Source organism: Corynebacterium phoceense, from assembly GCF_900092335.1.
In the GTDB taxonomy this organism is placed as follows: domain Bacteria; phylum Actinomycetota; class Actinomycetes; order Mycobacteriales; family Mycobacteriaceae; genus Corynebacterium; species Corynebacterium phoceense.
On record NZ_LT596207.1, the window covers coordinates 756,720 to 778,444 of the forward strand.

Annotated in this window: 20 protein-coding genes; 9 read left to right on the forward strand and 11 right to left on the reverse strand. The window is 63.5% G+C overall.

Translation table 11 applies throughout. The annotated features are described in order from the left end of the window. Positions 1-6: 6 nt before the first annotated feature. The 4 genes from BN9444_RS03700 to dnaA form a co-directional block, all read right to left on the reverse strand. Positions 7-558, reverse strand: coding sequence for a DciA family protein (locus BN9444_RS03700; protein ID WP_066512585.1), 552 nt, complete (start codon positions 556-558; stop codon positions 7-9). Beyond that, the gene (recF, locus tag BN9444_RS03705; protein WP_066492740.1) at positions 558-1,736 is read right to left on the reverse strand and encodes a DNA replication/repair protein RecF; all 1,179 of its coding nucleotides are present in this window, start codon (positions 1,734-1,736) and stop codon (positions 558-560) included. Before recF ends, BN9444_RS03700 begins: the two co-directional genes overlap by 1 nt. Positions 1,737-1,748: 12 nt before the next feature. Then, the gene (gene dnaN / locus BN9444_RS03710; RefSeq protein WP_066492738.1) at positions 1,749-2,939 is read right to left on the reverse strand and encodes a DNA polymerase III subunit beta; all 1,191 of its coding nucleotides are present in this window, start codon (positions 2,937-2,939) and stop codon (positions 1,749-1,751) included. Between the two features lie 697 nt (positions 2,940-3,636). Further along, positions 3,637-5,280, reverse strand: a complete 1,644-nt coding sequence (gene dnaA, locus BN9444_RS03715; protein WP_066492734.1) for a chromosomal replication initiator protein DnaA — start codon at positions 5,278-5,280, stop codon at positions 3,637-3,639. 671 nt (positions 5,281-5,951) lie between these two features. On the opposite strand from dnaA, the gene rpmH reads away from it, so the two are divergent. The 8 genes from rpmH (at position 5,952) to BN9444_RS03750 (ending at position 10,977) form a co-directional block, all read left to right on the forward strand. Then, entirely contained in the window at positions 5,952-6,095 is a 144-nt protein-coding gene (gene rpmH, locus BN9444_RS03720; protein WP_003847033.1) for a 50S ribosomal protein L34, read from the forward strand. A gap of 2 nt (positions 6,096-6,097) precedes the next feature. Then, on the forward strand, positions 6,098-6,445 hold the full coding sequence (rnpA, locus tag BN9444_RS03725; RefSeq protein WP_066492732.1) for a ribonuclease P protein component: 348 nt from the start codon (positions 6,098-6,100) through the stop codon (positions 6,443-6,445). Beyond that, positions 6,442-6,732: a membrane protein insertion efficiency factor YidD gene (gene yidD / locus BN9444_RS13430; protein WP_231725161.1), complete on the forward strand. Its 291-nt coding sequence runs from the start codon at positions 6,442-6,444 to the stop codon at positions 6,730-6,732. Before rnpA ends, yidD begins: the two co-directional genes overlap by 4 nt. A gap of 16 nt (positions 6,733-6,748) precedes the next feature. Beyond that, complete coding sequence (gene yidC, locus BN9444_RS03730; RefSeq protein ID WP_066492730.1) at positions 6,749-7,726, forward strand: membrane protein insertase YidC; 978 nt, start codon at positions 6,749-6,751, stop codon at positions 7,724-7,726. Between the two features lie 91 nt (positions 7,727-7,817). Then, complete coding sequence (gene rsmG / locus BN9444_RS03735; protein ID WP_066492726.1) at positions 7,818-8,462, forward strand: 16S rRNA (guanine(527)-N(7))-methyltransferase RsmG; 645 nt, start codon at positions 7,818-7,820, stop codon at positions 8,460-8,462. A gap of 10 nt (positions 8,463-8,472) precedes the next feature. Continuing rightward, positions 8,473-9,321 (forward strand): ParA family protein, encoded by an 849-nt coding sequence (locus BN9444_RS03740; RefSeq protein ID WP_066492724.1) that lies wholly within the window; start codon positions 8,473-8,475, stop codon positions 9,319-9,321. A 3-nt stretch (positions 9,322-9,324) separates the two neighbouring features. Continuing rightward, positions 9,325-10,392, forward strand: a complete 1,068-nt coding sequence (locus BN9444_RS03745) for a ParB/RepB/Spo0J family partition protein (RefSeq protein ID WP_066492722.1) — start codon at positions 9,325-9,327, stop codon at positions 10,390-10,392. A 9-nt stretch (positions 10,393-10,401) separates the two neighbouring features. Beyond that, complete coding sequence (locus tag BN9444_RS03750) at positions 10,402-10,977, forward strand: hypothetical protein (RefSeq protein WP_066512582.1); 576 nt, start codon at positions 10,402-10,404, stop codon at positions 10,975-10,977. A gap of 114 nt (positions 10,978-11,091) precedes the next feature. Here BN9444_RS03750 and BN9444_RS03755 read toward each other — a convergent pair whose 3' ends face one another. The 6 genes from BN9444_RS03755 to BN9444_RS03780 form a co-directional block, all read right to left on the reverse strand. Continuing rightward, positions 11,092-12,273: an N-acetylmuramoyl-L-alanine amidase gene (locus tag BN9444_RS03755; RefSeq protein WP_066492717.1), complete on the reverse strand. Its 1,182-nt coding sequence runs from the start codon at positions 12,271-12,273 to the stop codon at positions 11,092-11,094. A gap of 52 nt (positions 12,274-12,325) precedes the next feature. After that, positions 12,326-12,655: a thioredoxin gene (trxA, locus tag BN9444_RS03760; RefSeq protein ID WP_066512573.1), complete on the reverse strand. Its 330-nt coding sequence runs from the start codon at positions 12,653-12,655 to the stop codon at positions 12,326-12,328. A gap of 30 nt (positions 12,656-12,685) precedes the next feature. Then, positions 12,686-13,606, reverse strand: coding sequence for a thioredoxin-disulfide reductase (gene trxB, locus BN9444_RS03765; protein ID WP_066512612.1), 921 nt, complete (start codon positions 13,604-13,606; stop codon positions 12,686-12,688). Positions 13,607-13,847: 241 nt separating this feature from the next. Then, entirely contained in the window at positions 13,848-14,402 is a 555-nt protein-coding gene (locus BN9444_RS03770) for an RNA polymerase sigma factor (RefSeq protein WP_066512571.1), read from the reverse strand. Positions 14,403-14,530: 128 nt separating this feature from the next. Further along, on the reverse strand, positions 14,531-17,011 hold the full coding sequence (pepN, locus tag BN9444_RS03775; RefSeq protein WP_068801427.1) for an aminopeptidase N: 2,481 nt from the start codon (positions 17,009-17,011) through the stop codon (positions 14,531-14,533). A 301-nt stretch (positions 17,012-17,312) separates the two neighbouring features. After that, on the reverse strand, positions 17,313-17,846 hold the full coding sequence (locus BN9444_RS03780) for a YceI family protein (RefSeq protein WP_066512560.1): 534 nt from the start codon (positions 17,844-17,846) through the stop codon (positions 17,313-17,315). Positions 17,847-17,976: 130 nt separating this feature from the next. Here BN9444_RS03780 and BN9444_RS03785 point away from each other — a divergent pair, with 130 nt between their 5' ends. Beyond that, positions 17,977-18,546 carry a glutamate synthase-related protein gene (locus BN9444_RS03785; RefSeq protein WP_066492706.1) on the forward strand — a complete coding sequence of 190 codons (570 nt, stop codon included), beginning with the start codon at positions 17,977-17,979 and terminating at the stop codon, positions 18,544-18,546. A gap of 155 nt (positions 18,547-18,701) precedes the next feature. On the opposite strand, the gene BN9444_RS03790 is transcribed toward BN9444_RS03785, so the two are convergent. Next, the gene (locus BN9444_RS03790; RefSeq protein ID WP_068801428.1) at positions 18,702-21,719 is read right to left on the reverse strand and encodes a murein biosynthesis integral membrane protein MurJ; all 3,018 of its coding nucleotides are present in this window, start codon (positions 21,717-21,719) and stop codon (positions 18,702-18,704) included. Positions 21,720-21,725: the final 6 nt, after the last annotated feature.

Sequence of the window (21,725 nt, forward strand, 5' to 3'; positions counted from 1 at the left end):
AGTGAACTATCCGTAGGTGTCATCAGAGCCTTGGCGCTTGACCCACTGCGGACCCTGATAGTTACGGTGTTGCTTGGGCCCGGTAATGCGCAGCTCAGCGATGATGTCGGGGCCGATTTCAGAAGCAATCTTTTGTAGGATCTGGCGTTGCATCATGCGCAGGTTGGTCGCCCACGTCGAGGCATCACACGAGACGGTAAGGACCTTCTCTTCAATCTTCTCGGGCCGGCAGTGCGCGGCGTTGAGTTCGCCCACGACGTGGTCCCAGTGGCCGAATATCCAACCGTGCCCCAGTTCATCCTCCCAGCCCTGGTCACGCACGGTGCGGCGCAGGACGTCCCCGAGCTGCGGCACGCCGATGCCCCGTCGCTTCGCGTAGCCGTCCGCGCCAGTCTCCCGGCCGAGATGTTTCACGGCGCGGCGCGCAGCGCGCTCGTCAAGGGTGCTCGCGGGCTTGGGCTCGGTAAGCCGCAGACGCGCGACCGGCTTATTGAGCCGGGGTGGATTCTTCGAGGCGGCGCGGGCGGCGTCGACGGCATCCTGGATAAAATCGCCCATCAGTCGCCTACCTTCGCGATATGCGAGATGCGGCCGGCGCCCTCCGGCAGGTCTTCGACCGTGACCTCGTAGCGCACGATGGGCTCGAGGTTGCCCGGCAGGTCTTCATCGACGGCGGCGGTGATGAGCACCTGTTCAGCCTCGGCGGCGAGGTGGACGAGCTTTTCACGACGCTTCGCGTCGAGCTCCGCAAAGACGTCGTCGAGAACAAGGATGGGATCCGAGGCGCCCGAGCCATCCGCCGCGCGCAGGATGCGGAACTCGGCGAGGCGCAGGGAAATCGCATAGGACCAGGTCTCACCGTGGGAGGCGAAACCCTTCGCTGGCTGCGTGCCGAGGTGTAGCAAGAGGTCATCACGATGCGGGCCTACGAGCGTCATGCCGCGCTCAATCTCGCGCTGGCGCATGGAGGCGAGCTCCGTGAGCAGCAAGGCCTCGAGCACGCTGCGGTCCGAGCAGTCGATGGAGGACTTGTACTCCACGTGCGCGGGGCGCGACTCGGGCGCGAGTCCGGCGTAGGAGTCTGCGATCTGCGGCGCGAGGGCATCGAGAAGCTCGAGGCGTGCGGTCATGACCTGGGCACCGAGGGTGGCCAGCTGCCCGTCCCAGACGTCGAGTGTGGACAGCGCCGCGGCGCCGTCATCGTCGCGGTAGCCGCGGCGCAAGGCCTGGGAGGCGTTCTTGAGCAGGGCGTTGCGCTGCTTGAGCACCTTGTCGTAATCCGCCTTGACGCCAGCTAGGCGTGGGCTACGCGAGGCAATGATGTTGTCGAGGTAGGCGCGGCGCGTGGCTGGCTCGCCGCGCACGAGCCCCAAGTCCTCGGGCGAGAAGAGCACGGTCTTCACCACGCCGAGCAGCTCGCGCGGGGTGGACAGGCGCGTGCGATTAATTTGCGCCTGGTTGGCCGCATGCGGCTTGATAAGCAGATGCGTAGTGAGCTCGCGGCCGTGGTTGACGACGGTGAGCGAGACGCGGGCGTTCTCCGCGCCTTCGCGCACGAGCGGGGCGTCGTGGTTGACCCGGTGCGAGCCTAGGTGTGCGGTATACCCAATGGCCTCGACGATATTGGTCTTGCCAAAGCCGTTGCGGCCGACAAAGAGCGTGATTCCCGGGGTAAGCGCGAGCTTGAGCTCGGGCCACGACCGGAAGTCGCGCACGTTGACGTCGCTGACGTACATAAAACCTTCTGTTTAGCCCGGCAGGCGGACCGGCATGAGCAGGTACGTGAAGTTCGTCTCCGGCGTGGGGAAGTTGCCGTCTGCGTCCGCTTCCGGAAGCGACTCCGGCTCAGGGATCATGATCGCCGGGCGGGAGGGCTCGGTGAAGCCAAAGACCACGCGGTCGCTGTGCATGACCGCGAGGCCGTCCTTGAGGTAGCCCGGGTTGAAGGCGATGATGAGCTCGTCCGGACCGGCGAAGGCACACTGCAAGGTTTCCTGCGCCTGGCCGGAATCTGAGCCTCCGGCCTGGAGGACGACTTGGCCCTCGGAGAAGTGCATGCGGATCTGGGCGTTGCGCTCCGTAAGCAACGAGACGCGGCGGATGGCGTCCTGAAGGGCGGAGACTTCCACGTTGGCGATGGCGGTGTGCGTCTTAGGCAGCAGCGGCGCGACATTCGGGAAGTCTGCGTCAAGCATGCGCGTGGTGGTCTCGCGGGCCTCGGTATGGAGGCCAAAGAGGCCATCGGCCGCGATGTTCTCGCTCGTACCCACGGCGATTTCCACCGGAGTGTTGAGGTGGGTGTCGAGGGAGCGCGCGCTGTCCTGCAGGGTCTTCGCTGGGACGAGGAGATCAGCCTCGACGGACTCGGAGACCGGCTCCCACTCGACGGTGCGCATGGCGAGGCGGAAGCGGTCCGTGGCGGTGAGCTCGATGGAGGGGCCCTTCACCGACAGGTGGATGCCGGTGAGCATGGGCAGCGTGTCATCGCGACCCGCGGCAGCGGCGACCTGGCTCACGGCTTCGACGAAGAGCTGCGGGTTCATGCGGCCAGTGAGCTCCGGCAGCTGCGGCAGCTGCGGGTAATCCTCGAGCGGGATGATGGGCAGCTCGAAGCGGGAGGAGCCACACGACACGAGGACCTTGGTGTTGTCATCCGCCTGGATGTCGACCGGCTTATTGGGCAGAGAGGAAACAATGTCCGCGAGCAGCTTGCCGGCGACGGCCGTAGTGCCCGGGGTCTCGATCTCAGCAGGGATACGCACGCGCGTGGAGACCTCGTAGTCAAAACCCGTGAGTTCCAGACCGGACTCGTCAGCCGTGATGAGCATGGCACGCAGAACCGGCTGAGTGACCTTGGACGGCAGGCTGCGTGCTACCCATGCGACGGCGTTCGCCAGATCATCCTTGGCCACACGGAACGACACGGGAGTGGTGTCCATCGTTGCGCATCTCCTCAATTGTTGTAACGCGCTGCTGGGCGGGCGCCGCAGGCACGTAAATACTAGTAATTCGGTATTCCAACTTACCGCATGGGGAGTGCGCGGGTGGGCCTAAGGATAGGGGCGAAATAAAGCTGCGCGCCTTATTGAAAATCCCCTCGATCCCTTAATGAAAATAGACCAGGCACAAAGGCGAATGGCCATTCGTACGCCCCGCCGGGCGAACGAGGCCCGATTTCACACACCCCATTTCTCGCGAAATCCTTCTTGAGAAAAAGGTAGTAGTAGTAATAGGCGGTGTGGAATCTGTGGATAACCCTCGATCGGCGCTCGTCACCGGCGCTTTTCGGGGTGTCAACAGTGGTGTGAGATCGCTGTGATCAACGCCAAACTTCTGTGATCAACTTTTTTGCATATGAAGTTATCCACAGATAAGCCCGAGTTGATCAATCGTTATGCACGTGACTGATCACAGCGGCGCGGGCGCCGGGGCTTGCTTGTGGAATCGCTCAAAGTGAGCGACAACACCTAATTACAATAGTGGAATTACACAGTTGTCACAAGCCCTGTGGAATTTAGTCCGCGCAGGTGGACGCCCCATTCCCCGGCGTGCCTGTGGATAACTTTGTCTACAGGCGGCCCTAAAACGCCGAAAACCGCCTCCCCGGAGGGGGAAGGCGGCATCGGAAAGCGAGGTTTAATGCCCGCCGGACTGGACGCGGGAGGTGAGCTCCTGGATTTCGTTGTAGGTCTGGCGGTTCTCGTTCATCTCCTTGGAGATCTTGCGCACCGCGTACATGACCGTCGTGTGGTCCTTGCCGCCGAACTCGTCTCCAATCTTGGGCAGGGAGAGCTCGGTGAGCTCGCGGCAGAGATACATCGCGAGCTGACGCGCGTGGGCGATGGCGCGGCGCTTGCCGGCACCGCGGAGATCGTCCGGGTCAATGGAGAAATACTCGGCGGTGGCCTCGATGATCGCCGCGGCCGTAATCTGGCGGCCAGCGTTATCCGGGACGAGGTCGCGCAGCGCGATCTCCGCCATCTCCATATTGATCGGCTCATTAACAAGAGAGGAATACGCAGAGACACGGATGAGCGCGCCCTCGAGCTCGCGGATGGAATTCTCGAAGCGTGAGGCGATGAGCTCCAAGACCTCGCGGTCGATCTGCGTGCCATCCGCTGCGGCCTTCTTCATGAGAATGGCGATGCGCGTCTCCAGGTCTGGCGGCTGAATATCCGTAATGAGACCGCCCTCGAAGCGGGTGCGCAGGCGGTCTTCCAGCGTGGTGAGCTGTTTGGGTGGACGGTCCGAGGACAAAATGATCTGCTTGTTGGCCTGGTGCAACGCGTTGAAGGTGTGGAAGAACTCCTCCTGCGTGGACTCCTTGCCTTCCAGGAACTGGATGTCGTCGACCATGAGGATATCGAGGTTGCGGTAGCGCCGCTTGAAGGACTCCTGGCGGTCATCACGCATGGAGTTAATGAAGTCGTTGGTGAATTCCTCCGAGGATACGTACTTCACGCGCAGGCCCGGGTGCAGGAGTTTTGCGTAATTACCAGCCGCGTGGAGCAAGTGCGTCTTGCCCAGGCCGGAGCCGCCCCAAATAAACAGTGGGTTGTAGGCCTTCGCCGGGGACTCCGCGACGGCGACGGCCGCGCCGTTGGCGAAACGGTTGGAGGAACCGATGACGAAGTTCTCAAAGGTGTGCTTCGGGTTGAGCGAGGTCTCGCGGTTGGGATCGTGCGCGGGAACCTCACGCTTGATGCGTCCCGCCTGCTCAGCGGCGGTTTGCTGGGGTCCCTGCTGCACGCCGGCCGAAGACCCCTGCGCCATCTGGTGCGCGATCTCCCGGGCGGAGCGCTGCGCGGCCTGCTGCGTGTTATAGGCATCGGCCAGTTCGTCTAGGCTCGCCGGGCCTGTGGGCTGCTGGGTGGCATACGTGTCATTCCAGCTGGTCGCCGAGGTCTGTGCTGGGCGCGACGCGAGCTGCGAGGCATCCATCTGCTGCGGGCGGTGCGGGGGCTCCGGTTCCGGCTCGGGTTCGGGCTCTGGCGCCGGGGCCGCGACGGACACGGCCAGGGAGAACGGCCGGCCGAAGTAGCGCTGCAGGGCGTCTTTGATATGTGAGCCCAATTCGACCTCGAGGATCCGCTTGGCCTTGTCATCCACCGTGGCGAGGAAGGCGTAGCCGTTATCAATCATGAGCGGCTGTGCGAGCTGGAGGTAGATGCGCTGGTTGTGAGTGAGCGTGGGCACGGAGGAATCCGGACGCTCCGATCTTTCGATGAGATCGGCAACGACGGCATGCCACGTCTCGCTGGTGTTGGTGGGCTGTGTCATGACGCGGCCTAGGCTCCTGGGGTGAAATATAAGAGAACGGACATTTTATGCAGCGAACAGCGGCGCGATTTTCACCGCGCCGCCGCCGGGTTTTCACCGGGCCATTCACAGGGCGGAAGTGCAGGCCACGGGGGTTATCCCATACTGTTATGCACAGTTGTGGAAAACTTTGTTATCCACAGGGTAGCAGATGCTTGTGGATAACTTTATATTGGGCCAACGGGTTTATGAGCTGCGGTTTTGGCATTTCCTTCAAGTTGTACTTGAAGGTTATCCACAATTGTCCACAGGGTTTCACGGGCTGTTGACCTTGGTTAGATACCGTTTTACCGCGCCTAGACCACAGGTGTCTAACGGTCTGTCCACAGCTTATGAATGGGCTCAGACATCATCCGCGGGTTGCGCGCCGATGCTGCTGGCAGCCGCCCCGATTTGCCCCGTGAGCTGGGAGAAAAAACAATCTTGTAATTTCGGGTGTACCCGTGTGTCGATTTGGATCGGCGCCTACCTATCACGTAATCTGTCATGGTCTATCGCAGCTAACGCTGTGCGTGAGAGCTCGACTCCCATCTCACCCTTTGGGGGTCGCATTTTTATCTCGCGAATATCAACCAACGCGCAGGGCGTGCCGTACTGGTGTGCCCCTGCTTACAACTTCAAGGAGAATTACCGTGGCAAAGGGCAAGCGGACGTTCCAGCCGAACAACCGTCGTCGTGCTCGTAAGCATGGCTTCCGTACCCGTATGAGCACCCGTGCAGGCCGCGCCATCGTGGCCGCACGCCGCAAGAAGGGCCGCGCAAAGCTGACTGCATAGTCATGCTTCCCGCGCATTTAAAACTCACCTCGCCGACGCAATTTCGTCGGACGATTAAAGGCGGGCAGCGCGCGGGCTCACGCACCCTCGTCGTTCACGTGAACGACACCCCAGCCGAAGTGGCGGCCACCGGCCCCCGCTTCGGCTTGGTCGTATCCAAGGCCGTCGGGAACGCCGTGGTCCGCCACCGCACCGCCCGGCGGCTTCGCCATGTGTGCATGAGCCTTGTGCCCGAGCTTCCCGCCACCCTGGACGTCGTTATCCGGGCCCTGCCCAAGGCTGCCGATGCCCCCTCGGAGCTGCTAGCCCGCGACCTGCGGCGAGCACTCCACAAGGCCGGCGTCCTGTGACGTACTACAACTCCCGGGGTGAGGAGATTCCGCAGGCGCGCGGGGTCGCCACACCGCTGGTGGCCGCGGTGCGCTTCTACCAAAACCACCTGTCTGCCCTTAAGATGGGTTCCACGTGTCGATTCGAGCCCACGTGCAGCGCATATGCGCTCGAGGCTTTGAGCGTCCATGGGGCGTTTAAAGGCCTAGGGCTGGCTCTGGTCAGGATCTGCAAATGTGGGCCCTGGCACCCGGGCGGCTTCGATCCGGTCATCGCAACGCGCCGATCACGCCAACGCGCAAGATAACGAGGAAAGATAATTCGTGCTTAATTTCATCTACTGGCCGATTTCGGCCGTCCTGTGGGCATGGCACTGGCTGCTCAGCCTGGTCATGAACCCTGACTGGGGCATCACGTGGATTCTGTCCATCGTGCTGCTCACGTGGACGATTAAGGCCCTGCTGGTCAAGCCGACCATCAACCAGATTCGGTCCACGCGTCGCATGCAGGAGATTCAGCCCAAGATCCAGGAGCTGAGGACTAAGTATCCCAATGACCAGCAGAAGCAGGCCATGGAGATGCAGAAGATCTACAAGGAGTCCGGCGTGCGCCCCGTCGCCGGCTGTCTGCCCATGCTGGCGCAGATCCCGGTCTTCATTGGTCTGTTCCACGTCCTGCGTTCCTTCGACCGCACGGTGAGCGTAGGCGGTTCCTTTGGCCATGTGGACGAGCCGATGTCAGTGGAGCAGAACGCCAACACGGCGAACTACCTCTTCTCCCCGGAGCTCGTTCAGTCCTTCCTTGATGCGAAGCTCTTTGGCATCCCACTTGTGGCGAACCTGCGCGTCAACTCCCCCATCCTTCAGGACGTCACGACCGCCCAGGTCGCCGTCCTCATCGTGCCGCTCATCGCTATCATTGCGGTGTTCACGCACTTGAACGCCCGCTATACGCTCAACCGTCAGGCCCGCCGCAAGGCGGAGGGCAAGGTCGCAGCCCCCACCGGCCAGAATGCCGAGATGATGGAGATGCAGACCAAGATGATGAACAACATGATGTTGTGGTTCATGCCGGCTACGCTCATTATCTCCGGCGCCATCTGGCCTATCGGCCTGCTGTTCTACATGCTGTCCAACACCGTGTGGACCTTCGGCCAGACCCACCTCGTCTACGCGAAGATGGATGAGGAAGAAGAGGCCGAGCTCCGCGCCAAGGCTGAGGCCAAGCGCACCTCCGCTCCGAAGCCGGGCGCCCGTAAGACGGACAAGCGCACGAAGAAGCAGCGCAAGAACAACAACTAAAATCCTCGCACTCGCGGCACCGCCGGGCTCTCCGCCCCGCGGTGCCGCCTTTGTCTTTCCCCCACCCGCACCGACCTATAGGATCACAGTCATGGACTCCAGCCCTGCTTCCGATGCCCCTCTGAACCCCGCCGCCCTCGATCGTTCCGCCATCTTTGGCGAGCGCCTCCCGCTCGCGGAGAAATACCACGAATCCCTCGCCACGGACGGTCATGTTCGCGGCTTTATGGGTCCGCGCGAAATCCCGCGCCTCTGGGACCGCCATATTCTTAACTGCGCCGTCATTGGCGACGTCATGCCTGAAGGTGCCACCGTCGTCGACGTGGGCTCTGGCGCCGGCCTTCCGGGCATCCCGCTCGCCATCGCGCGCCCGGATCTGAAGATCACGCTCATCGAGCCGTTGCTCAAGCGCTCGACGTACCTCGGCGAAGTCGTCGAGCTCCTCGGCCTCGACAACGTGACAGTCATCCGTGGCCGCGCTGAGGAAGGCCCCATCAAGCGCACCGTCTCCGGCGCCGACATCGTGACCTCGCGCGCCGTAGCACCCCTGGGCAAGCTCGCGAAGTGGTCGCTGCCACTTGTGCGTAAGGGCGGCGAGATGATCGCTATGAAGGGTGATAGCGTGCGCGAGGAGCTCGAGCGCGACGCCGCCGATATTAAGAAGGCAGGCGGTGGAAAAGCCACGGTGGAAAAGGTCCGTGGCACCACCATTATTCGTGTCCCGAGGGTGAAGTAATCTAGTGGGCATGAGTTCTGCACGTTTGATCACGATCGCTAACCAGAAGGGCGGTGTGGGTAAGACCACCTCCGCCGTGAACCTGGCAGCCGCGCTGGCGGCTGACGGGCACAAGGTCTTGGTCATCGATCTGGACCCGCAGGGCAACGCGTCCACGGCGGTGGGCGCCGCGCACGCCTCCGGCACGGATTCTTCCTATGAGGTGCTGCTCGGCGACTGCACGGCGGATGACGCCATGCAGGTGAGCCCCGAGGACTCCAATCTCTTCTGCATCCCGGCCACCATTGACCTGGCCGGCGCGGAGATCGAGATGGTCTCCCTCGTGCGTCGCGAGTTCCGTCTCTACGACGCGCTGGCCAAAGGCTTCCTCGACGAGCACGGCTTTGAATACGTCTTTATCGACTGCCCGCCGTCGTTGGGCTTGCTCACCATCAACGCGATGACGTGCTCGGACGAGGTCATCATCCCCATCCAGTGCGAGTACTACGCGCTGGAAGGCGTGGGCCAGCTACTGGGCAATATCTCGATGATTCGCGAGCACCTTAACCCGGAGCTCCACATCTCAGGCATCCTGCTCACCATGTTCGACGCGCGCACTAAGCTCGCCGAGCAGGTCGCCAACGAGGTCCGCGAGCAGTTCGGTGCCGTCGTCCTGGGCAACGTCATCCCGCGCTCTGTGCGCGTTTCCGAGGCCCCGGGCTTTGGCAAGACCGTCGTACACTATGACCCATCGTCTACGGGCGCGATGGCCTATATCGCAGCCGCACGCGAGCTGCACAAGCGCGGGGATTACCCGCCGCACCCCACCACCGGCGCCATTGGCGTGAGCCCTGAGATTTACGCGGAATTGGAAGGATAAGACATGGAAGAAAAACGTCAAGCTGGGCGTCAGGGCGGACTCGGTAAGGGTCTCGCCGCCCTCATCCCTTCTGGTCCCGGCGCCCCCTCACGCCGCCCGCACCTGGGCGATAGCGCGGCCGACGTCATCCTCGGCGGCCGTCCCCTGGCTTCCGATGCCCCGTCAACTGCGGTTGACGAGGGAAATGGGAAGCGAGTCAAGGGCGCGCCCACTATCGCTCAGTCCGCGAAGGCGGGCGCGGGTGCACGCCGCCGTCAGCCCAAGCCGGCGGCGATCGGAGCGACGTACCGCGAGATTCCCATCGGGGACATCGTTCCCAACCCCAAGCAGCCGCGCACGGTCTTCGAGGAAGGCGAGCTCGAGGAGCTCATCCACTCCATCAAGGAGTTCGGCTTGCTCCAGCCCATTGTCGTCCGTCCCTCGCAGGACGGTGGCTTTGAGCTCATCATGGGTGAGCGCCGCTGGCGCGCGTCCTCCAAGGCGGGCCTGTCCACCATCCCGGCCATCGTCCGTGACACGGAAGACGGCTCCATGCTGCGTGACGCGCTGCTGGAGAACATCCACCGTGTGCAGCTCAACCCGCTGGAAGAGGCGCACGCCTATGCGCAGCTGCTCGAGGAATTCGGTGTCACGCAGAACGAGCTCGCAGACCGTATCGGTCGTTCGCGCCCGCAGGTGACGAACACGCTGCGCTTGCTCAAGCTCCCGGTCGACGTCCAGAAGCGCGTCGCCGCTGGCGTCCTGTCCCATGGCCATGCGCGTGCGCTGCTCGGCCTCGACGACCCAGAAGCCATGAATGAGCTCGCCGCCCGCGTCGTTTCCGAGGGCCTGTCCGTCCGCGCGACGGAGGAAGCTGTCACCCTGTACAAGCGCGACGGCAAGCCGGCTCCTAAGAAGTCCGCGCCTACGCCCACCCCGCAGTTCTTCACCGACTCAGCGGAGCGCCTCGCTGACCGCTTCGACACCAAGGTCACGGTGACCATGGGTAAGCGCAAGGGCAAAATGGTCGTGGAATTCGGCGACCAGGAGGATTTCGAGCGCATCCTCGCCATCCTCGAGGGCGGCAAGTAGGACGCCTCCATGCTCGTCGAGTCAGTGACCGAGGCCCGTACCTTGCACGCGCTCGCAGCACGCAGCGTGTTCTGGGAGTGCGCGGAGCCCGTCGCTGATCCGGCCTTTGAGAAGGAAGCATGGATCACCACCACGTCGCTGAGCTTCGGGGACTGCGGTTTTACCGTCGGCGATGAAGCCACGGTCTTCTTCTGCCCGCCGGATCTCGCTCCTGGCGCCGCGCAGCTGCCCACCGCGCCCGTCTCTCCCGATGCAGCGCTCGTGAGTTCCCTGTTCATCAAGCAGTCTCGTGCCTTAAGCGAGCTCTCGGCTGTCCTCCTCGACGCCTCGATCATGAACCTCACGTCCCGCGAGTTCCCCGCGGTCGAGGTCTTCGGCTATCGTGACCACCGCGCGGCGCAGGAACTGCTCGGCCGCAAGCCTGGGCGCATCGGTTTAGTCCCTATCGAAGTCCTTGAGTCCGCCGGCTTCAAAGTCACAGAAGACCACCCCGCCATCCCGCGTCTGCGCCTCGAGCTGCCGCCCGCCTTCGACCTTCTCACGGCCGCGGCGGTCGACGATATGCTTGCTCGCGCCCTCGCATAGTGCCCGCGCGCCGTAGGTGGCCATACCGAAAAGGCCATAGCCCCAGTTCGCGCTCGCAGAGCGAAAATACGCGACCTGGGACTATGGCCAGTTGGCTATGACCAACTACGGGAGCTAGGACCGCTCCGCGCGGAGCAGCTCAGAGAACTGGTACGTGCCGGTGACGGCGGTATCATCCTCGAGCATGTAGAGGCGCTTGACGGCGACCACGATGGCCTCGGCGATCTCATCGCGGCGGTGGGGGTCGGTCAGCACCTTCACGTCGCCGGGGTTGGAAAGGTAGCCCAGAACAATCTGGACCACGGGCATCTGCGTGAGCCGCAGGATTTCCCACGTGCGGCCGTGGTTGGACAGGTTGGTCAGCGGCGTGCGCGCGGTGATTTCGCGCTGGATGTAGCTCGACAGCGTCTCGCCGATAAGGGAGGAGTTGCCGGACTCGGAGCCGAAGTAAAAGCTTGCTACGCCGTTGGCTTTCTCGTTGGGGTACGAGTCGCAGGCCAGCGAGATAATGAGGTCTGCACCGAAGGCGTTGGCCATCGCGGAACGAGACTTCACCGTGGGGTCGTCGAGACGCGGGCGGGAGATAATAGTCTCCATGCCGGCGGCAATCATGCGGCCCTCGAGGCGCTGCGCCAGGTCCCAGAGGAGCTCTTCTTCGGTGATCTCGCCAAAGCGGCCCTTGACGGTCTGGCCTTTGTTGGCGCCGCCGAGCGCGGGGTCGATGACCACGCGCTTGCCGGCGAGCTTGGGGCCGGCGTTGCGGACGCGTTCGCGTTCCTGAACGTTGTGGGCTGAGCCCGTGGTAATGCGGCGGCCCAGGAGGCTCAGCGCGCGGATGGTGGCAGGACCACACACGCCGTCGTTCTGAAGGCCAGCGTTGAGTTGGTACTCGACGAGGGCGGCGTGGGTGTTACGGCCAAAGAGTCCGTCAATGCGGTTGCGGTAAAAACCGAGCTCTTGGAGCTGCTGCTGCAGCTGGGAGACGTCGTCGCCCATGAGCTCGTTGCCGGGCTGGAAGCTCAAGACACGGGCACCGAGGCTGTACGACGCCTGGCGCAGCTCGCGCAGCGTAGGTTCATCGATGGTGCCCGAGGGCACGATGCCGCGGGACTGCTGGAAGGCCTTGAGGGCCTCGGAAAGCCCGTCGTCGAAGAACTTATCCTGCTCGGAGAACTTCTGCTTCTTCCAGTCGGCGACGTCGCCGCTGTAACCAGAGTTCAATCCCAGCCGGGCCAGGGTGGCGCGGGCCTCGGCGACGCGCGCACTCCGGTCGCCCACGTGATAGACGCGGTCCAACTTCCAAACCCCTTTCTTTTACTCAAACCTCAACAGTTCACAACAGTATCAGTTAGACGGCCTTCTGAATCTTTGCCACGATGGCGTTCTTCGGCTGAAGTCCAACGAATTCGTCGACCTTTTCGCCGTTGCGGAAAATGAGCACGGACGGGATGGACATGATCTGGAACATGCCGCCCAGGGTGCGCTCCTCATCGACGTTGACCTTGACGATCTCGGCCTCGTCACCCAGCTCACCAGCGATTTCGTCGAGCAACGGGGACAGCTTCTTGCACGGGCCACACCACTCGGCCCAGAAGTCAACGACAACGGGCTTGTTGGCGGATGCCTCGACGACGTCGGTGCGGAAGGACTGCGTGGTGACGTTCTTCACGTTGGACATGGGTGCTCTCCTTAGGAAAATGGAAGGTGATTAGGCCCGATCAGCCAGGTAATGTTCAGCGTCGATGGCGGCGCGGCAGCCGGAACCAGCGGCGGTGATGGCCTGCTGGTAGTGGTCGTCGACCAAGTCGCCGCAGGCGAAGACGCCCGGGATACTGGTCGCGGTGCCCGGCTGGTTGACGACAACGTAGCCCTCAGGGTTGAGTTCCACCTGGCCGTCGAGGAATGCGGAGCGCGGGTCGTGGCCGATGGCAACGAACATGGCGGTGACGTCGAGCTGTGAGGTCTCACCGGTGATGGTGTCCTTGAGCTCGAGGCCAGCAACCTTGCCGTCGCCTTCGAGGACGCGTTCCACTGTCTTATTCGTTGCCCACTTGATCTGCGGATTGGCCCTCGCGCGCTCGAGCATGATCTTCGAGGCGCGGAACTCCTCGCGGCGGTGAATAATAGTCACGGTCTCGGCGAACTTGGTGAGGAAGGTGGCTTCCTCCATGGCGGAGTCGCCGCCACCCACGACTGCGATGTTGTGGCCCTTGAAGAAGAAGCCGTCGCAGGTCGCGCAGGCGGAGACACCACGGCCGGAGAGCTCGGCCTCGCCCGGAATGCCCAGGTAACGCGGTGCGGCGCCAGTGGCGAGGATGACGGTGCGGGCCTGGAAGACATCGTCGCCCACGTGGACGCGCTTGATATCGCCCTCGAGCTCGACGGAGTCGACGAGGTCCATGCGCAGGTCAGCACCAAAACGGATGGCTTGGGCGCGCATCTCTTCCATGAGCTCAGGGCCCATGATGCCCTTCTGGAAGCCGGGGTAGTTCTCCACCTCGGTGGTGTTCATGAGCTCGCCGCCGTACTCGTAACCCTCGAAGACGATGGGCTTGAGCTCGGCGCGGGCTGCGTAGAGAGCTGCGGTGTAGCCGGCAGGGCCGGAGCCGACGACGATGACGTCGTGGATGGCGTCTGCAGACGGGGTCTCGGTCGCTTCCGGCTCGGCGGTCGTATCGCCGAGGTTGATGAGGCCGGGGTTGTTCGCACCGGGGATGGTCACTGCACGTCTCCTTTATAAGTTATGTCGTTGCATGACTCTTAACGCCATGATCCTACTCGGAGATTCCCGTACCCAGGAAACCCAGCACGTACGTGTTGACGTGCTGTTGTTGAACTGTGACCAACCTAGAAGGACCAACCGGGACGAATCAGTCCGCCATGACGGATCGCAGTGTCTCCTTGGCGCGCGCCCGGCGGGACTTGATGGTCCCGGTGCGCACTCCCTGCGCCGCGGCGGCATCGGCAAGCGAGAGCCCTTCGATTTCCGTGAGATAGAGTGCCACGCGCTGCGCCTCCCCTAGCCGAGCGAGCGCCTCGCGGACCATGAGCTGGGTGTCGAGCGCATGCTCGTAGGCGAGCGCCGGATTGCGGTCCGGATCGAAGCCCCCGGTATCGAGAGAGGGATTCTCGCGGTTAGCGCGATGGTTGAGGAAATCGAAGCCAACATTCATGACAAGACGGTGCAACCAGGTGCCCAGTTGCGCGTCCCCGCGGTAGCGCTCGAGCGCAGTGGAGGCCTTGAGGAACGCCTCCTGGACAATGTCCTGGGCGTCCGTGTCATTGTGCGTGTACTTCCGCGCGACGTACGTGAGCCGCTGGCGGTGCCGGTGAAAGATGTGCCCGAAGGCCTTGTCATCGCCCTCGAGGAAGGCCTCGATGAGCTGGTCGTCTGATAGTTCTGGCGTGGATTCTTGGTGCGACATGAAGTCAACCCCCCGATTGAAACTGGATGTGTAATCCATTCCAACCGAGGGGTTGTGACGGCGCCACCGGGAGACTGCACACTATATGTGGCACCCAAAAGATACTGTCTCTATGCAGGAATTATGCCTTACTGGGCGTGAGAATTTTTCACGCGGAGCGTCCTTGCAAGGCCATCTTGGCACTCGAGGAGCACGCGGCGCAGCGCGCCCGGGATGTCGCCGGCGAGCACCTTATCGGTGCGCTCGAGCGTCTCCGGTGTCTCCGGGTAGAGCCCGCGGACCAGGCGGTTGCCGATCTCGATGGGGTGCTCGGCCCACAGCGCATCGAGTACCTCGAAGAACTCACCCGCGAACGCGTCGCGGTCCCCGTGCGGGGCGTGGAAAGCGTCGATGAGCGTGTCGACCTGCGCATTCGAGTGCTTGCCGGGCTCGCGCACGAGGTCGAAAGCCGCACGCTTGCGCTCGGGGAACGCGTGACGCGCGCCGAGGTGCGCCGCAACGCCCGTGAGCGTGTTGTCGCGCTCAAGCTCGGCGTCGAGCTCCGCATCCGTCGTGGCGTCGCGCGCGGCGAGCGCCGCGAAGACCGCCCAGCGCACGTCCGGGTCGAGCCGGAGCTTGCCGATGCCCCCATTGAGCACCGTGCGCAGGCGTTCCGCGCCGGAGGCGTCCGGGGTGGCACCGAGCGCCGTGATGGCCGCGCGGGCGAGGATGAGCTGGGCATCGGAGCCCGGCTCGGCGGCCTGGAGCAGATCCCACAGGGCGTCCGCAAAGTGCGCGCGGTCTGCGTCCGTGTCGAGGTAGTGTGCGACCGCGTACTGCGCGTTGGCGAAAGCAGTGGTCATGAGCCCCGGGTCGGTCTCGGCCGCGGCGTGGTCGAGAACCGTACCCACGTATTCGCGGGCTGGCCACTCACCGTCGCGCGTAGCCTGCCACAGGGCAGTCCACACGACGGCGCGCGTGAGCTCGTCCTCGATCTTCGACAGCTGCTTTCGCAGGATACCGAGTGACTGTTCATCGAAGCGGACCTTGGCATACGTGTGGTCGCCGTCGTTGAGCACCACGAGCGGGCCCGCCGCCGTGCCGACCTCCGTGCGCGGTTCGCCTGTCAGGTCTACGTCGCGGGACTCCACCAGCTCGAGTCCTGCCGAGTAGAAGGAGACGGTGAGACGGTGCGGGCGGAGGGTATCGGCAGCCTCCGCGTCGATGTAGAGCGTGCCGTCCTCGATGACCGGGGTGAGCGTGTCCGGACCGGAGGTGCGCAGCCATGCGTCCGCCCAGGCGTCGAGGTCGCGGTCCGTGTGCTTCTTCAATGCCTCGAGCAAGTCCTCGAAGGTCGCGGCGCTAAACGCGTGCTTCTGGAAGTAGTCGCGCGCGCCGGCGTAGAAGTTCTCGCGGCCGATGTAGTGGACGAGCTGCTTGAGGACTGCCGCACCCTTGGCATAGGTGATGCCGTCAAAGTTCTGGCGCGCGGCGTCGACGTCCGGGATCTCGGCCTTGATGGGGTGCGTTGTGGGCAGCTGGTCTTGCGTGTACGCCCAGTTCTTACGCGTGCCGGCGAATGCCGTCCACGCCTCCTGGTACTCCGTGGCGTGGATCGAGGCGTCGGCGCCCATGAACTCCGCGAAGGATTCCTTGAGCCACAGATCGTCCCACCAGCGCGGCGTGACCAGATCGCCGAACCACATGTGGCTCATCTCGTGGAGGATGGTGTTTGCGCGGCCCGTGCGCTGCGGACGCGTGGCGTGGGAGCGGAAGAGGTAGCGTTCCGTGAAGGTCACCAGGCCCGGGTTCTCCATCGCGCCGAGGTTGTATTCCGGAACGAAGATGGAGTCGTACTTTCCCCACGGGTACGGGTAGCCGTAGTTCTTGTGGAAGAAGTCCATGCCCTGCGCGGTGAGCTCGAGGATTTCGTCGTCGAGGTACTCCGCCATGGACGCGCGTGCCCAGGCACCGAGCTCCGAGGTCACCGCGCCGTCCTGGGACGTCCACGTCTTGTGCTTCGATACGTACGGACCTGCGGCAAACGATGTGAGGTACGTCGACAGCTTGGGCGTGGGCGCGAAGTCGACGGTGACCGCGCCATCATGCTCAGCGCGGGTCATCTCCGGCTGATTGGAGAGCACGGCCCAGCCGGCCGGCGCCACCATCGTCGTGTGGAAGACGGCCTTGAGGTCCGGTTGATCAACGCATGGGAAGATACGCCGGGCATCGGAAGGCTCGAGGTGGGAGTAGAGGTAGACGTTGCCGTCCGCGGTGTCCTCCATGCGGTGTAGGCCTTGGCCCGTGCGCGAGTACGCGGAGGTACCAGCGATCTCCACGGTGACCTCCTCCCCTACCGGCACGCCGGTGAGGTAGATGCGCGCACCATCGAAGCCGCCGTCCACGGCCTTCCCGTTGACGAGGACCTCCTCGACGGAGTTGCCCAGGTAATCCACGAAGAACTCCGTATCGCTGGTCACGAGCCGGATGGTGGAACGGACGTTAAACTCGCTGGCCTGCGCGGCCTGGCTGAGGTCGAGGTGCAGGTTGTAACTGTGAATGTCGAGCGCGGCGGTGCGGGCCGCGGCCTCTGCCTGGGAGAGGTTGCCGGAGGTGCGTGCAGTAGTCATGGTGCCATCTTATTAGCGCCACCGACCTGCGTCCCGAGATAAGGTCTCTTGTCTGAGTTGTTTCAAACAACTCCCCAACAACTATCGCGACCATTTTCGTTACCGTACGTCATAATCGCAGTAAAAGTGCTGTTCAAAGAAAGAATATAGTAGTTGAAAGTTGTTTATTAGTTGTTGTGTGTGGGTGGAGTTGTGTGCGGGTAATACGAAAAACGCCGTATCCCGCCTCGCGAGGAGACGGATACGGCGTCAGGAAGGAAGGGGGCGATGGGGCGCGCCCCAGCGCCGGATTTCTGAAGAACTACTGCTTGATGGCAGAGACCTCGAGGACGATCTTGATTTCTTCGGACACTAGGACGCCGCCGGTCTTCAGCGGAGCGTTGAAGTCGATGCCGTAGTCGAGACGGTTGATCTTCGTGGTGGCCTCGAAGCCGAAGCGGGTGTTGCCGAACGGATCCTCGGCGACGCCCGCATCCTCAACCTTGAGGGTGACCGGCTTGGTGGTGCCCTTGATGGTGAGCTCGCCCTCGACGGTGCCCTCGCCGGACTCGTCAACGTTGAACGTGGTGGCCTTGAAGGTCAGCTCCGGGTACTGCTCAACGGCGAAGAAGTCGTCGCCCTTGACGTGGCCGTCGCGGTCCTCATTGCCGGTGCTGATGGAAGCGGTCTTGATGGTGACGTCTGCAGAGGACTCGTTGATGTTCTCGGCAACGTTAATGGTGCCCTCGAACTCTTCGAACTTGCCGCGGACCTTGGTGACCATGGCGTGGCGAGCGATAAAGCCGATGTTGGTGTGGGCCGGATCCAGGGTGTAGGTGCCTGCGTTAACAGTCATGATTGTTTCTCCTTGATATAAGTAGTCAGTTCGTTTGTTGATGTATCACTCATAGTACCCCAATGACTTCAAGCTTCAAGTCATTTTCTTTTACTATGTGCGAAAACGCATCACCGCCTGCAAGGATCCGGTGAATATATTTCCTAAATTTCCGTCGCGGCGGCTGCGTTTCGGCACCCGCAACGCGCTCGTAGGTACGGGCCTGCGCGACAAGGTGGCCATCGGTGCCTCCGGCAAGATTGCTGGCGGCGCGGACGTCGTGCGCCGCATCGCGCTCGGCGCGGACTTCACGAACTCCGCGCGCGGCATGATGATGGCCACCGGCTGCGTCCAGGCACAGAAGTGCAATACCAACATGTGCCCGAGCGGTGTGGCGACCCAGAATCCGTGGCTTGCCCGCGGCGTTGACGTGGACGACAAGGGCCAGCGCGTGGCGAACTACCACAACGGTGTGGTGCGCTCCGCCAAGCGCATCCTCGCCTCCATGGGCCTGTCCTCCTTCCAGGACTTGGGTCCCGAGCATGTCTTCCACCGCGTGGACCCCGCGCATGCGACGTCCTACGGCGAGCTCTATGACTGGCTCGAGCCGGGCGCCCTGCTTACCGGTGAGGTCTCCGAGCGCTGGCAGCGCATCTGGGAGTGTGCCGACGCCACCGCCTTTACCGCCCTGCACCGCAAGCACCCGCGCGCAACCAACTAAGCCACCACATCCCAGAAAACGCAGAAAGCGCACTCCGCATGGAGTGCGCTTTTGTGTGTGCCCGGATGTACGTTCCGGACATATAGGGCTTTCGTGGCTCTGGGCGGAGAGCCACTATATGTCCGGAAGGGATATGTGTGGGTCCGCCGGAGGAATTACGGTCGGCCAGTGACGAGGACGTCAGTGAGCGTCACCTTGTCTGCCTTGGGCAGGGAGTCGAACCAGATGAGGACGCCGTCGAATTTTTCCGGCAGCTCGTCCAGATCGACGTGGTCCTTGGCGGACTTGAGCTTGCCGCTGGCGAGCTCGGTGAGTTCCTTCGAGTCAGCATCGAGCGACGCGGGGTCCGGGGTGCCCGTGACGCCGAAGACGCGGTACTCGGCGCCCGTGGACTTGGACTGGGAGAAGACCACGTCGCGCAGCTGGGAGGGCTGGGACAACTCGAGGAGCACCCCGGTATCGGCCTTGGACGTCGTCCACGTCGTCTTCGAGGAGTCATCGGTGAGCGCGGTCGTCTCCTTGCCAGAGGCCACGTCTACGGCGCCAGCTGGCGTGAGCACGAGCGCGGGGCCGGACACAGCGGTCGTCGTGGGTGCAGAGAGCGTGACAGGAGTCTCGGGCTCGTCGCCGCCGATGAGCGAGATGATCCATACGGTGAGCGCAGCCATGCCCACCACGAAGGCGGTCGCCAGCGTGCCGAGGAGGAAGACGCCGGAGCGCGAGTAGCCGCGGGAGCCGAAGCCCGGTTCCTCGTCTTCGACGATGATCTCAGGCTCGGAGATGGGCAGCGGCTCTTCCTCCGGAGCATCCTCCGCGTCGCCTCCTAATTCGCGGAGCTGGTCCGCGATGAACACGAGCGGTGCCTCAGACTCGCCCAAATCAATGAGCGCCTGCGGGGCCGGGCTGGCGGCATGCGCGAGAGTGGAAATCGCGGACGTGAGCGCCGCGTGGTCGGATTCCTCCGACGCGTTATTAAGCACGCCTGGGAAGGCAAGGCGGACCACGCCATCCGTGGCGACGCGGAAGNTGCGCGTGGAGCGCGCGACCTCGGCGGAGCGCTTGGCCACCTCGGCCGGGGTGGCCGCTGCCAGCGGCGCGCGGTTCGTGGTGTCGACGAAGGTGAGCGCCACCATACGGCCGGTCTCTTGTTCGCGAGCCTGCCAGAAGCGCGCGCCCGGCACGGAGCCGTGCTCCTTGAGCAGGCGGAAGCGGCCGTCAGAGACCGGGGCACCCGGCACGAGGGCGGGGCCACGGACGATACCGGCGGACATCGGCGGCGGGACCGGCGAGGAGTTGAAGGCGTCGAAGGCGACAAGCGGCTGGATTTCCGCCTGTTCGGGTTGCTCGACCTGAATACCGGCGTCCGGCTTGATGTTGATGAAGCGGCTCATGCCCGGGACGCGCTGGAGCGCGCGGCCCAGGTTGAGGACCTCCGGCAGGCCGGAGCGGGACAAGACGAGGCCGGTGACGATGAGGAAGACGATGCCGGACAGGCTCACGCGCACGAGGATGAAGAGGCTGGGGACCTCGGGGATGACAAAGTCCAGGAGCCAGTTGAAGGCGAGAGCGACGAGCAGGCCCACGACGCCCGCGCCGGCGGACCACACGGTAGTACTCGTGACTTCGCGCCCGCCCAGCGAGCCCAAGTGTCTCTTGAGGAGGAACGCGCCGATGACGGCGCCGGCGACGAAGCCAAAGCCGTTGGCGGTACCGAGGAGGACGACTACGTTGTCCGGAGAGCTCGCCACGCGTACGGCGAGCAGGGAGAGAACGACCTTGCTAATGGTGATGCCCGCGATGATGAAGGTCGGCGTCCAGGCTTCCTCGCGGGCATAGAAGACGCGCAGGTGGAGTAGGACGAGGGCGTACGGGATGAGCGTGAACGCGGAGAAGGACAGCGTGAGACCGAGGATTTCGGCCTCGTCCATGGTGAAGCGGCCGTAGCCGAAGAGTCCTTGAGCGATGGGCACGCCGAAGCCGGTAAAGAAGACGACGATAGGGATAAGCGCAATGAAGGTGAGCTTCGTGCCCAGCGTGAGGTCGCGGACCACGGCGTCCGAGTCGCCGTCCGCGGCGTTGCGGGACAGGCGCGGCATAATCGCCGTGAGGAGGGTGACGCCGATGACGCCGTAGGGCACCTGGAGCAGCAGCCAGTGGTTCTGGTAGATGACGTTGGCGGCCTCAGAGGAGATGGACGCGATCTGCGAGGTCACGATGTAGCCGGCCTGGGAAATGGCGACGTACGCGATAATCGCGATGGCCATGGAGCCGAACTGCTTGAGGCGGGCGTCGATGCCCCACAGGGGTGTGAGGTTAATGCCCGCGCGGTGCAGGTACGGAACAAGGATGAGGCATTGGATTACGACGCCAGCCGTGGTGCCGAGGCCAAGGAGCAGGATGTGCGGGTCCGTGACTGGCGAGGGCGCGGCGGGGTTGAGCTCGCCAGGCAGGAACCAGTACGCCAGGAGCACCGCGATGGAAATGACGTTGTTGATGACCGGGGCCCATGCGCCGGGCGCAAAGATATTCTTCGTATTGAGGATGGCCTGGAAGAGAGCGAACAGGCCGTAGAAGAAGATCTGTGGGAGCAGCAGATACGCCATGGACGTTGCTTGGTCGACGTTGACCATGCCGTCCGATTTGATCATCATGCGCGTGAGGAGCGGCGCGCCCACGACGGAGAGGATGGTCACCACGCCGAGGAGCGAGGCGGCGAGCGTGAATAATCGTCGCACGAATTCCTCACCGCGGTCGGGGTCTTCCTTCTCCGCGCGTACAAGGACCGGGACGACGAGCGAGGTGAGTACTGCGCCGAGGACGATCTCGGTGACGAGGTTCGGAATCTGGTTCGCCGTCTGGAACGCGGACGCGATGGCCGCGCCCAGCGTCGAGGAAATGAGCACGGTGCGCAGGAAGCCCGTGATGCGCGAGATGAGCGTCGCGATGGCCATGGAGCCGCCGGCGCGGACGACGTCGGCGTCAGAGGTGCCTTCTGAATTTTCGGCAGACGCTCCAGCGGATGCCGGCACGTAGTTTTCGCCCTGGAGGTGCGACTTGTCCGGCTCGGCGGGCGTGGGCTCGGGCTCAGGTTGGGCGCGTGGCACCGGCACGGGCGCCGGCGGAGTGGGTTGGACAATGCGCGAACGCAAGCCAGCGGGTTCTTGAGATGTCATAAAGAG